The sequence below is a fragment of the Halomonas sp. FeN2 genome, assembly GCF_020595105.1.
GTDB lineage: Bacteria > Pseudomonadota > Gammaproteobacteria > Pseudomonadales > Halomonadaceae > Vreelandella > Vreelandella neptunia.
Window position 1 is genome coordinate 3,200,338 of the sequence record NZ_CP074200.1, and the last position, 14,507, is coordinate 3,214,844.

General features: G+C 58.5%; 15 protein-coding genes. 3 read left to right on the forward strand and 12 right to left on the reverse strand.

The genetic code is table 11. The annotated features are described in order from the left end of the window. Positions 1-20: 20 nt before the first annotated feature. Genes bioA through bioB form a run of 6 tightly spaced genes read right to left on the reverse strand, consistent with a single transcriptional unit; the run spans position 21 to position 5,708 of the window. Positions 21-1,292, reverse strand: coding sequence for an adenosylmethionine--8-amino-7-oxononanoate transaminase (gene bioA / locus KF947_RS14810; RefSeq protein WP_227404303.1), 1,272 nt, complete (start codon positions 1,290-1,292; stop codon positions 21-23). Then, entirely contained in the window at positions 1,289-1,978 is a 690-nt protein-coding gene (gene bioD, locus KF947_RS14815) for a dethiobiotin synthase (protein WP_227404304.1), read from the reverse strand. Before bioD ends, bioA begins: the two co-directional genes overlap by 4 nt. Then, positions 1,975-2,757, reverse strand: a complete 783-nt coding sequence (locus tag KF947_RS14820) for a methyltransferase domain-containing protein (protein ID WP_133730872.1) — start codon at positions 2,755-2,757, stop codon at positions 1,975-1,977. The genes bioD and KF947_RS14820 overlap by 4 nt, the downstream gene beginning before the upstream one ends. Beyond that, the gene (locus KF947_RS14825) at positions 2,754-3,500 is read right to left on the reverse strand and encodes an alpha/beta fold hydrolase (protein ID WP_133730871.1); all 747 of its coding nucleotides are present in this window, start codon (positions 3,498-3,500) and stop codon (positions 2,754-2,756) included. The genes KF947_RS14820 and KF947_RS14825 overlap by 4 nt, the downstream gene beginning before the upstream one ends. Beyond that, positions 3,482-4,639 (reverse strand): 8-amino-7-oxononanoate synthase, encoded by a 1,158-nt coding sequence (bioF, locus tag KF947_RS14830; protein ID WP_133730870.1) that lies wholly within the window; start codon positions 4,637-4,639, stop codon positions 3,482-3,484. Before bioF ends, KF947_RS14825 begins: the two co-directional genes overlap by 19 nt. Beyond that, the gene (gene bioB / locus KF947_RS14835; protein ID WP_133730869.1) at positions 4,632-5,708 is read right to left on the reverse strand and encodes a biotin synthase BioB; all 1,077 of its coding nucleotides are present in this window, start codon (positions 5,706-5,708) and stop codon (positions 4,632-4,634) included. The genes bioF and bioB overlap by 8 nt, the downstream gene beginning before the upstream one ends. 143 nt (positions 5,709-5,851) lie before the next feature. On the opposite strand from bioB, the gene KF947_RS14840 reads away from it, so the two are divergent. The 3 genes from KF947_RS14840 to KF947_RS14850 all read left to right on the forward strand — a co-directional run bounded on the left by KF947_RS14840 (position 5,852) and on the right by KF947_RS14850 (position 7,563). Then, entirely contained in the window at positions 5,852-6,157 is a 306-nt protein-coding gene (locus KF947_RS14840) for a nucleotidyltransferase domain-containing protein (RefSeq protein WP_227404305.1), read from the forward strand. Continuing rightward, positions 6,154-6,633, forward strand: a complete 480-nt coding sequence (locus tag KF947_RS14845; RefSeq protein ID WP_223287956.1) for a hypothetical protein — start codon at positions 6,154-6,156, stop codon at positions 6,631-6,633. Before KF947_RS14840 ends, KF947_RS14845 begins: the two co-directional genes overlap by 4 nt. A 156-nt stretch (positions 6,634-6,789) precedes the next feature. Next, complete coding sequence (locus KF947_RS14850) at positions 6,790-7,563, forward strand: tRNA-uridine aminocarboxypropyltransferase (protein ID WP_227404306.1); 774 nt, start codon at positions 6,790-6,792, stop codon at positions 7,561-7,563. Here the strand turns inward: KF947_RS14850 and KF947_RS14855 are convergent. From KF947_RS14855 to fmt, 6 genes are all read right to left on the reverse strand, one after another. After that, on the reverse strand, positions 7,549-8,823 hold the full coding sequence (locus KF947_RS14855; RefSeq protein ID WP_227404307.1) for a TraB/GumN family protein: 1,275 nt from the start codon (positions 8,821-8,823) through the stop codon (positions 7,549-7,551). The genes KF947_RS14850 and KF947_RS14855 overlap by 15 nt on opposite strands. A 43-nt stretch (positions 8,824-8,866) precedes the next feature. Next, positions 8,867-10,315: a TrkH family potassium uptake protein gene (locus KF947_RS14860; protein WP_223287953.1), complete on the reverse strand. Its 1,449-nt coding sequence runs from the start codon at positions 10,313-10,315 to the stop codon at positions 8,867-8,869. Between the two features lie 52 nt (positions 10,316-10,367). Further along, entirely contained in the window at positions 10,368-11,741 is a 1,374-nt protein-coding gene (gene trkA, locus KF947_RS14865) for a Trk system potassium transporter TrkA (RefSeq protein ID WP_022523027.1), read from the reverse strand. 138 nt (positions 11,742-11,879) lie between these two features. Then, positions 11,880-12,086: a dodecin gene (locus KF947_RS14870; protein ID WP_008959783.1), complete on the reverse strand. Its 207-nt coding sequence runs from the start codon at positions 12,084-12,086 to the stop codon at positions 11,880-11,882. A 49-nt stretch (positions 12,087-12,135) separates the two neighbouring features. Next, on the reverse strand, positions 12,136-13,470 hold the full coding sequence (gene rsmB, locus KF947_RS14875) for a 16S rRNA (cytosine(967)-C(5))-methyltransferase RsmB (RefSeq protein WP_227404308.1): 1,335 nt from the start codon (positions 13,468-13,470) through the stop codon (positions 12,136-12,138). Next, positions 13,467-14,483, reverse strand: a complete 1,017-nt coding sequence (gene fmt / locus KF947_RS14880; RefSeq protein WP_133730864.1) for a methionyl-tRNA formyltransferase — start codon at positions 14,481-14,483, stop codon at positions 13,467-13,469. Before fmt ends, rsmB begins: the two co-directional genes overlap by 4 nt. Positions 14,484-14,507: the final 24 nt, after the last annotated feature.

The following is a 14,507-nucleotide window of genomic DNA, read 5'->3' on the forward strand; positions in this document are numbered from 1 at the left end:
TAGCCTAATGGCACTGTCTTTTAGCTGTGGCTAAACCACGCCTTCATCACCTCGGTAATCTGGGTAATTTCCGCTTCCGAGGCGATATAGGCGGGCATGGTATACAGCCAGCGGCCAATGGGGCGCAGCCACACGCCGCGCTCCCGGGCGAAGTCTGCTACGCCTTTTAGCGCCTCGGCGGAGTGCGCTTCGATCACCGCGGTGGCGCCAAGGACTCGAACGTCGGCCACTGCCGGATGTGTATTCAGCGCTTGGTCTTCAAGTAGCTCACGCTGCAGCTGCTGGCTGAGCTTCGCAATCTTACCTAGATAATTCTCTTCCTCGAAGACGCGCAGGCTTTCCAGCGCCACCCTGCAGGCCAACGGGTTGCCCATAAAGGTAGGCCCGTGCATAAAGGCGTGGTGGGGAGTATTGCCGATAAAGGCGTCGTGGACGCGATCCGTGGCGAGCGTTGCGGCGTGGCCCAAATAGCCGCCGGTCAAGCCTTTGGAAAGCACCAGAATATCCGGCGTGACGCCCGCGTGGTCGGCGGCAAACAGTTTTCCTGTGCGGCCAAAGCCAGTGGCGACTTCGTCAAAAATTAGCAGCACTCCAAACTCATCGCACAGTTCCCTGGCGCCAGTAACATAGCTCGGGGAGGTCATATTGAGTCCGCCCGCTGCCTGTAAAAGCGGCTCCATGAGCAGCGCGGCTATCTCATCATGGTGGCGCTCAAGTACGCAACGCAGGGCGCTAAGATCGTGCTCGACCTGCTCAGCGGTGGCATCAAATGGGGCCGTGGGGGCCGGGGCGAAATGGTGCTGGGGCAGTAGGCTGGCAAACAGACTGTGCATGCCTTCTTCAGGGTCGCACACTGCCATGCAGCCGGTGGTGTCACCGTGGTAGGCCTTCATCAGCGAGAGCATCTTGTGCTTACCGGGGTTGCCGGTGAGTACCTGGTACTGGAGGGCCATTTTCATCGCCACTTCCATACCCACCGAACCGCTGTCTGAATAGAACACATGATTCAGCCCGTCCGGGGTAATGCGCACCAGTTCACGAGCTAATTGATCGGCGGGCTCATGCGTCAAGCCGCCAAGCATCACATGGCACAGCTCGCCTGCCTGCTCGCGAATGGCCGCCACCAAGCGCGGGTGGCCGTAACCGTGGATCATGCACCACCAGGAGCAGGTGGCATCCAATAAGCGCTCGCCACTCTCAAGCATAAAGTGAGCGCCGTCACCGCCAACCACTTTGGGCGCGGGCGTCTGGGTTTTTAAGTGGGCATAGGGGTGCCAAACCGGTGACTTCATAACGGCTCCAGGGAGAGATAGGGGGCGGCATTCGCGGCGTCGGGGGCATCAAGATGGGGAATAATGCCTAAACAGGGGGCCGCGAGTTTGGCGTTTAGATGGGCAATATTGGCCTCAAAGCGGGCTGTGTCAGCCGCAAAAGCGGGATCTACCACGCTGCCTGCCCATCCTGCTACTACCAAGCCGTCGGCGCGAATGGCTTCTGCCGTTAAGCGGGCATGATTCAAGCAGCCTAGCTTTAGGCCAACCACCAGAATCACCGGTAGCTCAAGCGCCATCGCCAGGTCGGCGAAATCTTCCTGTGCGTTTAACGGTACCCGCCAGCCACCGGCGCCTTCAATCAGGGTGACGTCTCTGGGTGTTTGGGCAAGTGTTTCGCGCAGCAAGCTAACGATGGCGCTAATCTCGAGCGGTTGTCCCGCCTCTAACGCGGCAAGATGAGGCGCGATGGCGGGGGCAAAGGTGATGGGATTAACCGTGGTGTAGTCGACCGGCGGCACGCTTTGATGCTGAAGGGCGAGAGCATCGCTATTGTGCAGGCCTTCAGGCGTCGCTTGGCTGCCCGAAGCGATAGGTTTTAAGCCCAGCGTGCTCAACTGCTGTTGGCGGGCGACATATAGCAATCCGCTGGTCACCAATGTTTTACCCGCATCGGTATCGGTGCCAGTCACAAACCAGACGTTCATAGCGATTTTTCCAAGTGCAGCGTTAAGCAGTGGTAGCTCACGGGGAGGCCTTCCGGCTGGCGGAGTTGTTCAAAGCGCGCTTGTGCGGCGGCGACGTCATTTCGGCTAAGGCTGGCCTGTGGCCGGGCAATCTGGGCGCCGACACCTTTGATAGATGCCATCACCGCCTTCAAGTCAGGGTAATAGAAGCGCTCAACGGTGGCCGCCTGGCGGGCAATGGTTAAGCCGCTTTCACCGATGGCTCTCTCGACGCTGGCGCGATCAGGTGTTTGCAGCAGCGCCTCCGGGCGCTGCCAGGCAAAGGCGATCTCCTCCAGGGTGCCGGGCAGCAGCGTCGTAATATGCGCCTGCCCGCCGGGTGTGAGAACCCGGTAAAGCTCCTCCATCACCGCGCCAATGTCGGGGCACCACTGCACCGCCAAGTTGGAAAACACCAGATCAAATGCATGCTTACCAAACGGCAGTGCCGCAGCGTCGCCCGGCTGCCAATAAATGCTTTCACCATGGCGCTGGCGGGCCTGTTCTAGCATGCCGGGGGCTAAATCTAACCCCGTTATACGAGCATTCGGGTAACGTTCATCCAACCGCTGAGTCCAGTAACCGGTACCGCACCCCATATCCAACACGTTAAAAGCGTGTGGAGGTAGCGAACCCCAAAGCTTCTCGCCTATTTGGCGCTGGGCAGTGGCGAGCACATCATAGCGGGGAGCAGCCCGGGAAAAGGCGTGGGCGACCAGTGCCTGCCAGTTGGCCTCACTGTTCAGCGTTAGGTCGCTCATAAAACCGCCATGGTGGCGTTAGCCATCTGGTGGGCATGATGGCCAATCGTGGTGGCGAGTGCTTGGGGCTGCGAGAGCATCGGGCAGTGGCCGACACCGTTTAAGTTTTCGCTTATGCGGCGCTGGGCGGGGCTGATTAATGGATCATGTTCGCCGGTGAGACGTACCACCGGGCAAGGGGAAGCCACTAGGCGTGGGCGATTATCAATCGACCCCAGCCACTGCAGGCCGGTAGCCAAGGTGATGCTGTCGGCGGGCGGGGTATCGCCTAATAAATCACGTAGTTGCCGGTGAGCCTGCCGGGGGGTGGGCTCCCCTTGGGTCTGCCAGCGCAAGAAGTGTTGCCACGTCGCGGTGGGATCGCGCTGAAAGGCGCGTTGGAAGGCGTGCAGCTCGGCGCTAGTGACGCCTCCTTTGGCGCTGACCTCGTCTTTGACACAGAAAGCATCACCCGCACCAAGCAGAATCAGGCCCCTAGGTGGGGGGAGGTATGCCAGTAGCGCCGTAGCGAGTAGTCCGCCCAATGACCAGCCGACCCAGACTGCATCGCTAGCTAACGGCTCGGCCATAGCGCCTGACAGCTCTTCCAGCGTCGCGTTGGTCCCTAGCGGGGGCGCATCGCCGTAGCCAGGCCACTCCACCTCCTGGGCTGCTAGGTGTGTGGGCCAATGCGCCTCAAGCGGCTGCCAAATACGCTGGTCGACTCCCCAGCCAGAGAGCAGGATTAAGCGCAGGGGCTGCATAACGCCTCTTGATGTTGGCAGTGGTGGAGCGCGGCTAATAGCTGGTCAATATCGTTGTGCTGATGGCGAGCGCTTAACGTCACACGCAGACGGGCTTCACCCTTGGGCACCGTTGGCGGTCTAATCGCCCCCACTTGTATACCCTGTTGCTGGAGCTGTACTGCCCAACTGAGGGTGCGCGCTTCCTCCCCCAGGATCAGCGGCTGAATGGGGGTGGCCGAATCGCTGAGAGGTAGCCCCAGGTGCAGCGCCTCATTGCGAAAGTAAGCGATATTGGCGTTTAGCTGGGCGCGGCGTTCCGGTTCTCCCTGAACGATCTCCAGCGCTTTTAAAGTCGCGGCGGCAATCGCCGGGGGCTGGGCGGTGGTATAGACATAGCTGCGTGAAAACTGAATCAGGTGCTCAATTAGCTCGGCATCCCCGGCAACAAACGCTCCGCCGGTGCCTAACGCTTTGCCTAAGGTTCCGACCAAAATCGGCACCTCGACGCTATTCCAGGTGCTGCCCACGCAGCCGCTACCATTATCGCCAAGCACGCCAACGCCGTGGGCATCATCGATCATCAGCCAGGCGTTGTGCTGCTGACTCACTTCGACAAGCGTGGCAATATCGGCGATATCGCCATCCATACTAAAAACGCCATCGCTGACCACGAGTTTGTGCGCGCACTCACTACGCGCCAGTAAGTTTTCCAAGTCACGGGTATTGCGGTGATGAAAACGCCGCGAGCGGGCACCGCTTAACGCAGCGCCATCAATTAGCGATGCGTGGTTGAGGCGATCCTGGAAAATAGCCGTATGGCGATCAGCCAATGCTTGCAGCACGCCGAGATTGGCCATATAGCCGGTAGAAAACAGCAGCGCACGTTCGCGGCCTGTCCAGCGTGCTAATGCTTCTTCCAGGGCGTCGTGAACCTCCAGATGGCCATTGACCAAATGCGAAGCGCCTGCACCTGCACCGTAACGGCGAGCGCCCGCTGCCTGGGCCTCACTAACGCGTGGGTCTTGGGAAAGACCCAGGTAGTCGTTACCGGCAAAGTCGAGGGTATTGCTTTTGGCTACCTGTCGAGTGCGCCAGCGCTCCGTCTGTTGACGATGAGCGCGGGCGTCGGCCAGGCGCTGTTGCCACGCTTTAGACACTGGCGTCTACCGCCAGCTCGGCAACCCGTTCGGCGTGCACCTGCTGCTGTGCCTGTTGGGCAAGGCGTGCCGCTTGGGTATCTTCGCTCTCGCAGGTTTCGCGCTTTTCAGGGTGCAGGCCCAGCTTGGCAAACAGCGCACGGTCACGATCCACTTGGGGATTGCCGGTGGTCAGCAGCTTGTCGCCGTAGAAGATCGAATTGGCACCTGCCAAAAACGCCAGCGCCTGGGTCGATTCGTTCATCTGCTCACGGCCAGCGGAGAGACGCACATGGCTTTGCGGCATCATGATGCGGGCGACCGCAATGGCGCGTATGAACTCAATGGGGTCTAAATCTTCGACATTTTCCAGCGGTGTGCCGGGCACTTTCACCAGCATATTGATCGGCACGGATTCAGGGTGCGGCGATAGCTTGGCCAGCTGTTGCAGCAGGGCGCTACGATCCTGGGCATCTTCGCCCATACCGAGAATCCCGCCAGAGCAGACCTTCATGCCCGCATCGCGCACGTTGGAGAGCGTTTCCAGCCGGTCGCTGTAGGTGCGGGTGGTGATGATTTCGCCGTAGTAATCTGGCGAGGTATCCAGGTTATGGTTGTAGTAATCGAGCCCCGCAGTGGCCAGTCGGCTGGCTTGCTCGCCGTCGACCATCCCCAGCGTCATACAGGTTTCCAGACCTAGGGCTTTCACCTGACGAACCATCTCTTCGACCAGCAGTAGATCCTTATCCCGTGGGCTGCGCCAGGCGGCACCCATGCAAAAGCGGCTGGCACCGGCTTCTTTCGCTGCCTTGGCTTGCTCGACCACTTTTTCAATTTCCAGCAGCTTCTCTTTTTCTAGCTGGGTGTTGTAGTGGCCGGATTGGGGACAGTATTTGCAGTCTTCCGGGCAGGCGCCGGTCTTGATCGACAGCAGGGTAGAGACCTGCACCGCGTTAGCATCAAAGTGGGCCCGGTGAACCTTCTGGGCTTGGAACAGCAGATCATTGAACGGCAGCGCGAACAGCGCGTTGATCTCTTCTAGCGTCCAATCGTGGCGCTGTTCGTGAAATCGCTCGTGGGGCACGGTCATGGTGTAAACCTTTTTAACTTTAATAGTTGACGAGACTTTAGCGGCGTTGCGCTTTGGGTGTCAACGTTGGATATTTTTTAGGTTTACGGTGGTGGCGAGGAAATATGCTAGCCTTTGCATAACCAAACCTCAGGTGAGCTACTATGCGTTTGAGTGACTATCAGCGCCAAATGATCGTCCAGTCAGTAAAAAGCTGCTTCGGCCCCGAGGCGCGTGTAAAGCTGTTTGGCTCGCGTACCGATGATGGTCGCCGTGGTGGTGATATCGACTTACTGATCACCACGGACATGGAGGATGTTAATGATATCGTCCGGGCTGAAATGCGGTGTCAGGTGCAACTTCAGCAGGCGCTGGGCGAACAAAAAATCGATATGTTGATCGACTACCACAATAGAGGTCACTACCCAGCCATTTTCCGCATAGCCGAACAATCAGGTATTGCGTTATGACTCAAGATATTTCGCAACAGCGTTTACTTGATGCTTGGCGCGAGTGTCAGCGTCATCGGCATTTCATTGACTATGCGTTGTCGTCTTTGCAAGCGTCGCTACCTATTACCGGCGAGCGCCTTACGCGACTAAGTGATGCAGAGATCCAAAGCCTGGATCAATTCGTGCTTCGGTTTGGCAAATTGCAGGATGCTATTGGTACGCGATTGCTCCCTTCTGTGCTGCTGTATTTACAGGAGCCTTATGAGGATCGCCCCATGCTAGATAAGCTTCACCGCTTGGAAAAGCTGGGCTACATCGAAAACAGTGAGCAATGGCAAACGCTTAGAATACTGCGCAATCGCTTCGCCCATGAATATCCAGATGACCCCGATAAAAATGCGGCGATCCTGATGTTGGCGATTGAGTCAGTAGCCAGTTTGGGTTCTATTCTGGAGCGCATTGACCAAAAGCTTGCGCTTTCTTCTATCGCGTAATCATTTCCTTATAGCCCTGTTCTTATGGCTCTGCTCTTATGACAAAGTGCCTAGCTGATCAGCGCTACCCTGCTTTATACTCTGCGCCCTTTTCCATTCTCGTTAGTTCTTGTTTTAACTTTTTCACTCTTGGCTTTTTCACCCTCTGGAGCGCGGATGTCTGTTTTTGAAAGCTCTGTCGATAAAAGCGCTGTGAATGATCGCTCTGTTGTTGGCTCGGGAGATAATTCAGCCACCGAGTATCCGCGTCCGCCGCGCCGCGAGTTCAAGGCGCGGGGCAGTTTTGTCACCCGCTGCGATCACTGCCAGCTACCCATACTGAATTGCCTGTGCCCCTATCAGGTGAAGGCGGAGAGCCATGCTCAGGTCTGGCTAATAACGCATCCGATAGAGCACTTTAAGCCGACCAATACCGGGCGCTTGATTCGCGATGTGATCACGACGACCCAGGTGTTTACTTGGTACCGCACGGCGCCGGATGCTCAGTTAGCTGAGTTGCTAAAAGACCCGCGTTACGCGCCCTTTGTGATCTTTCCGGATGATCAGCCCGATTACGCGGATCGGGTGGTGGGTATCGACGCGGTTCACTCGGCGAAAGAGCAGGCGCGCATTCCGGTGTTTATCATTCTGGATGGCACTTGGCGCCAGGCGCGGCGTATGTTCCGTAAAAGCGCCTATCTGGATGCGTTGCCTGTGCTGCCATTGCGAACCGAGCGCGAGACGCGCTACCGGCTGCGCAAACCGGCGTCAAAAGCACACCTTTGTACTGCGGAAGTGGCTATCGAGCTGCTGCGCCAGGGCGGGGATACGGTTGCTGCGGACGTGCTGGATGACTACTTTGAGGTGTTTAACGATAGTTACGCGGCGAGCCGATTGCATCATAAAATCGACCCGCCTACTGCAGCGATGCGGCGCCTAGCCGCCAAATAGAGCGCCGGCAATTCGGAATCCGGCCACCCAAGTGCCCACCGCGGAGCCTAGCGTGGCGAGAATAAACACCAGCAGAGTGCGCGATACGCGGTTTTGCCACCAGCCTTTCAACTGCGTGACATCGTGGCGTAGCGATGAAAAATCGCGCACTTTGGGTTTGCGCATATAGAGCTCAACCCCGGCGGCCACAAAGCCAGCGCCGATGGTGGGGTTCAGCGAGGTGAGCGGTGCGGCAAAGAAGGTAGCAATCACTGTCACCGGGTGGGCCATGGCGATAATCGTTGCACCGCCCGAGAGAATGCCGTTAATCAAGAACCACTCAAGCACCAGTTGCCAGCCAAGATCAGTGTTTCGCGAAAAACCAATCGCAAAGCCGGTAAGCACCAACGCGGTAATCAGCCACGGCAGTGCTTTCCAAAGCTTGGATGGCGGCGGGGTGGCCTCAAGCGATTCGCGCTCTACCTTTGGCTCGGCGGGCAGCGGGGCTTCAAGGTGCTCGCCGGTGCCTTTGAGATGGCCTGCGCCGAGCACTATTAGCACGTGTTGGTAACGCCCCGGTGGCGCCTCTTCAGCTAAGCGTAACGCCATATAGCGGTCACGCTCGCGAATCAGTGGGGTATACAGCGCTTCCGACTCAGCGGCAAACTCGTTGAAGGTGGCTTCCAGCATATCGCCTTCTTTGAGTTTTTCGATATCTTCTTTAGAGACATCCTGTCGAGAGAGCACGCTGCCGATAAGGCCTGAAAACAGCGAGAAGCGCTGCCACCAGGGTACATTGCTGTAAATGCGTTTTAGCGTTATGCCGACATCACGGTCGACGAGCATCAGCGGCAGCTTCAGTCGGTTAGCTTCCTCAACTGCCGCACGCATTTCGGCCCCCGGCTGGATGCCGGACTGATCGGCAATCCGTTGCTGAAAGGCACCCAGTGCCAGGCTCGCAGCGACCATGCCCGCTTTGCCTTCTCTGAACACCTGAAACAGATCCTGCTCGCCCATGGCATCCGGGTTGGACATGCTGTGATGGCGAGCGTCGCAGAGCTCAATCGCCACTGCATCAAAAGCCCCGCTATCGAGTAGGGCTCGCACATCGTCGGCGCTTTCCGCCGACACATGAGCCGTGCCCAGCAGGGTGTAGCGTGTTTCGCCAACAGTGAACGTTTTTAACGGCCCACTGGTAGCTGGCAGCGAAGTCGGGTTTTCAGCCAGCGACTCCGCTTCAGCGTTGGGCGTTTCGTCGTGAGATGTATCTTCGTGGTTCATTAACAGCTCTCAAATCGGTCAATAAGGGGCAGGCGTGAAGCGCTTAACGCCGCCAGAAAGCGGGGGTAAACAGCACTAGAACCGTAAAAATTTCCAGGCGTCCAAGCAGCATGGCGAGTACCAGGATCCATTTCGCTATACTGGGCATGTCGCCGTAATGGGTGTGGGATTCACCCAGTGCAGGGCCTAAGTTGTTGAGGGCAGAGCCCACCGTCGACCACGCGGTCACCTGATCAACCCCGGTCGCCATCACTCCCACCAGCATTAAAAAGAACAGCATTACGTAAACCGAAAAGAACCCCCAGACCGCTTGAGCAATGCTGTCGGGAACGCTGACCTTGCCCACTTTGACCGCAATCACCGCATTAGGGTGGATCAGCCGCATGATTTCGCGCATGCCCTGTTTTATGATCAAAATAATACGAATCACCTTCATGCCGCCACCGGTCGAGCCGGAACAGCCCCCAACGAACGCGGCCACAAACAGTAGAAAGGGCAGCGCACCGGGCCACATGGAGAAGTCGGCGACGCTAAAGCCTGCGGTGGTGGCCACAGAGACCACCTGGAAAACGCCGTGGCGAAGGCCGCGCACGGTGTCATAGGTGTCTGTCAGCCAGAGTGAAAGCACGGTGATCACACTCAGGGCGAGCAGAAATAGCATCAAAAAGCGCGCTTCGGGGTCGTGAAAATAGTGCATCAGGCTTTTTTCACGCCAAGCGATAAAGTGCAGGCTAAAGCTGAACGCTGAAATCAACATAAAGCCTACGCATATCATCTCGATGGTAGCGCTATCGAAATAACCGATGCTGGCGTCGTATGTGGAGAAGCCACCGATAGCGACAGTCGAAAAGCTATGGCTCAAGGCATCGAACCAGCTCATGCCCGCTAACATATAGGCGATCATGCAGGCCAGGGTGAGCGTGGCGTAGATGTACCACAGCGCCTTGGCGGTTTCGGTGATACGCGGTGTTAGCTTGGAGTCTTTTAGTGGCCCAGGGATCTCGGTGCGATACAGCGCCATACCGCCCACGCCAAGGGTGGGCAAAATGGCAACGGCTAGCACCACGATCCCCATGCCGCCCAGCCACTGGAGCTGCTGGCGATAGTAGAGAATCGATTCGGGTAAAAAGTCGATGCCGGTAATCACCGTGGCGCCGGTAGTGGTTAATCCGGAAAACGACTCGAATACCGCATCGGTGATGCCCAGCGAGCCTTCGCCGAATAGCATCAGCGGCAGCGAGCCGAACAGCGCCAGCACGGTCCAGAACATTGCGGCAATAATAAAGCCGTCGCGGATGCGCAGCTCTTTTTGCGAGCGTCGATTGGGAAGGTAAAGCAGTAATCCCGTTGCTACCGAAATCGCAATGCCGCTAATAAAGGCGCTCCACACGCCGTCGCGAAACCAGAGTGAAATCAGCGTTGGGGGGAGCATGGTAAGGCTGAACAGCATCAGCAACAGCCCCAAAATGCGCAAAATAACCCGCAGACTCATGGTTGTCGCATGCTCCTGTTATTTGCAGCCAGTGGTCGTGGCGCGAGGGTTATCAAAAGAACGTCAAGCCGACCTGGAACAGGCGCTCCACGTCGCGAATGCGGCGCTTGTCGATCACGAATAGAATCACGTGGTCACCGCTCTCAACCATCACATCGCCGTGGGCGATGATGACCTCTTTGCCGCGCACAATCGCACCGATGGTGGTGCCGTCGGGCAGTGCGATATCGCGGATGGTACGGCCCACCACTTTTGATGACTGCTTATCGCCGTGGGCGATGGCTTCAATGGCCTCGGCGGCGCCCCGGCGCAGCGAGTGGACGTTGACGATATCGCCCCGGCGTACGTGGGTCAGCAGGCTGCCAATGGTCGCCTGTTGGGGAGAAATAGCGATATCGATCTCGCCCCCCTGCACCAAGTCCACATAGGCGGCGTTGTTGATCAGCGTCAGCACCTTCTTCGCACCTAAACGCTTGGCGAGCAGCGACGACATGATATTGACCTCGTCGTCGTTGGTCAGCGCGCAGAAGATATCGCACTCTTCGATATTCTCCTCTTCCAGCAGACGCTTGCTGGTGGCGCTGCCGTGGAGCACCACGGTGCGATCCAGCCGCTCGGAGAGGGTGGTGCAGCGCTCCAGGCTGTGCTCGATGATCTTGACCTGGTGGCTATGCTCCAGGTGTTCGGCCAGGCGCTCGCCGATATTGCCACCCCCGGCGATCACCACGCGGCGGAAGTCCCGCTCGACCCTCCGTAGCTCGCTCATTACCGCACGAATATCCCGGCGGGCGGCGAGGAAGAACACCTCGTCGTCGGCTTCGATGACCGTATCACCACGGGGAATAATCGGTCGGTTACGGCGGTAAATGGCGGCTACGCGGGTGTCCACGTTGGGCATATGGCGGCGCAGAAAAGCCAAATCCTGGCCCACCAGCGGGCCGCCGTAGAACGCTTTCACCGCGACCAGCTGTACCAGGCCACCGGCAAACTCCAGCACCTGCAGGGCACCGGGGTGCTCGATCAGGCGGCGCACGTGGTCGGTAACCACCTGCTCGGGGCTGATCAGTACATCAATGGGGATCGCTTCGTGGGCAAAAAGGCCTTTACGGGTCAAATACGCCGTGGCGCGCACCCGGGCAATTTTGGTCGGCGTGCGAAACAGCGTATGGGCGACCTGGCAGGCGATCATATTGATCTCGTCGCTATTGGTGACAGCGATCAACATATCGGCGTCTTCGCAGCCCGCTTGGCGCAACACTATCGGGTAGGAACCCGCCCCGGTGACGGTGCGGATATCGATTTTGGTGTGCAGCTCGCGCAGTTTTTTGGCGTCAGTATCAACGACGGTGATGTCGTTCTCCTCGCGGGCGAGGTGTTCAGCCAGTGTGCCGCCGACCTGGCCGGCGCCGAGAATGATGATTTTCATTGCTGAGCATCGGTTCCATTAAAAGCGCCAGCGCGCGATGTTGTTGAGACCATACCCTGAGACCGGGACGGTCTATCATGCGCTGCAATAAAGACGGCGGCCAGTGTAAACCAGCCGCCGTCGAAAAGCAGGTGAGGATTACTCTAGCGTAAAGCCGACTTTAACCGTGACCTGCCAGTGGGCCACCTGGCCATCTTCAATATGACCACGGGTATCGACAACTTCCAGCCAGCGCATGTGCTTAATAGTCTCTGACGCCTTGGCCAGAGCGTTCTGAACCGCTTCTTCAATACCCTTCTCGGAAGAGCCGGTCAGTTCCACGTGCTTATAAGTATGATGACTCATAGTACCTCCTTCCTTGTCATAAATTCACTGCCTCGGCATCAGTGAGCGCCTAGGCAGTGCGCTTCTCTAGTCTGGCATAAAAAAAGCCATCGTGACTGCTCTGGGCCGGAAACAGCTGGCGACCTGCACCGCTGGCAATGCCCCAGGCAACGTCGTTAGGCGTGGTGACATGGGCGTCAGGGGTGCGGGCGAGAAACGCCTCAATCTGCTCACTGTTCTCCTCCGGCAGTACCGAACAGGTGGCATACAGCAGGGTACCGCCCTCGCGCAGCATCGGCCAAAGATTGTCTAACAGCTGGCGTTGAAGCTTGGCCAGCGGCCGGATATCGTCTTTGCGCCGCAGCTTCTTGATATCCGGGTGGCGGCGGATAACGCCGGTGCCAGAGCAAGGGGCGTCGAGCAGGATGGCATCAAACGGTGTGCCGCTCCACCAGTCGCGCTCGGTGGCATCGGCGTGTTCGAGTACCGCCTCAACGCCGAGACGGCTAAGGGTGTCCTCCACCCGCGCTAAGCGCTGGTTATCGCTATCGATAGCCGTTAGGGCAATATCAAACTGCTCTAGCAAATGAGCCGTTTTACCGCCGGGGGCGCAGCAGGCATCGAGTACACGTGCACCTGGTCGTGGCGCCAGTGCGGGGCCAAGTAGTGCCGCAGAGAGTTGGGCGGCTTCATCCTGAACGCTAACGTGGCCCTCTTCAAAGCCGGGCAGCGCGGTCACATCGCAGGGTGTTTCCAGGGTGATAGCGTCTGGGGCATGGGGGCATAAGTGGCCGTTCAAGCCCTGTTCGGTGAGCATACCCAAATAGGCTTCACGGTCGTTGTGGTGCTGATTCACCCTTAACGTCATGGGGCCGGCGTGATTGTTGGCTTCAACAATATCGCGCCACTGCTCTGGCCACGCCTGGCGCAAGGCGTTAAGCAGCCAGGGCGGATGCTCTAACGCGACGCTTTCATCCCGGTCTACCTGGGCCTGGAGCGCCTCGGATTCGCGCTGTAGCCGCCGCAAGCAACCATTTAAGACGCGGGTAGCCCACTCCTTATTCAGTAAGCGCGCAGCGCCAGCGGTTTCGCCTACCGCCGCGTGGGCGGGAATGCGCATGTAGAGCAGCTGGTAAATACCCAGCAACAGAAGCGCCTGAACATCGCTATCGCGCTTTTTAAACGGCTGCTTAAGCAGCACGCCCGCTAAAGCTTCCAGACGCGGCAAGCGACGGCAGGTGCCGAAGCAGAGCTCTTTGAGAAGTCCGCGGTCGCGAGCCACCACGCTGTGCTCATCCAGCCCCGCCAGGGAGCCCTGGTCGCTGAGCACCGGGGCCAGCGCGCGGGCCGCAGCGGCGCGGACTTCCTGACCACTGCCGCCTTGGGGGGAGCGCTTTTGGCTCATGGTGTTTCTCCTTCGCTGGCTTGCGCCGCAGAATTTTTAAAACGAGCATCAAAACGAGCACCAAGACGTGTGCCGGTAGCAAGGCGCGCGTGGCGCGCATTCAGTAAGTCACGTACGTCCATGGCTTTACCGCCGGGCAGCTGTGCTCTGGTCACACAAAGTACCTCGCGGCCGTTTGGGCCACAGGCAATCCGCAGATAATCGTCGCCGTGATCGAGTAGCGTGCCGGGCTCGCAGGGTGGCTGCTCGCCCTCTTCTACGTGCGCCATGAGCAAACGTAGGCGCTCCTCACCTAACGCGCACCAGGCCACCGGCCAGGGGTTAAAGGCGCGAATTTTACTGGCTAACTGCTGAGCGGGCTGGGCAAAGTCGAGCTCGGCTTCCGCTTTGCTCAGTTTGGCGGCATAGGTTACGCCCTCTTCGGGCTGAGGCGTTGCCTGCGCGGTGCCGGTGGCCAGGGCATCCAGCGTGTTGATCAGCGCATTGGCACCTTGAATTGCGAGGCGGTCATGCAAATCGCCGCCGGTGGTGCGGGCGGTAATGGGTGTGCGCACTTCCGTGAGCATCGCACCGGTATCCAGGCCAGCATCCATCTGCATGATGGTCACACCCGATACGCGATCACCTGCTTCGATCGCCCGCTGAATAGGGGCAGCGCCGCGCCAACGGGGCAGCAGCGAAGCGTGAACGTTAACGCAGCCGAGACGCGGTATGTCCAACACGGCCTGAGGAAGCAGCAGCCCGTAGGCCACAACGACCATGATGTCGGCCTTGAGCGCGGCCAGCTCGGCTTGAGCCTCGGGCTGCTTTAGCGTCTGAGGCTGATAGACAGGCAGGCTGTGTTCCAGAGCCAGCTGTTTGACCGGGCTGGGCGTTAGCTTACGACCGCGACCCGCAGGGCGGTCTGGCTGGGTATACACCGCCACCACTTCGTGCTGACTTTCCAGTAGCGCGGCAAGACTAGAGGCGGCGAATTCAGGCGTGCCAGCAAAAACAACGCGCAATCGTGACATATAAAGAGGGCTACCTGGCTTGAG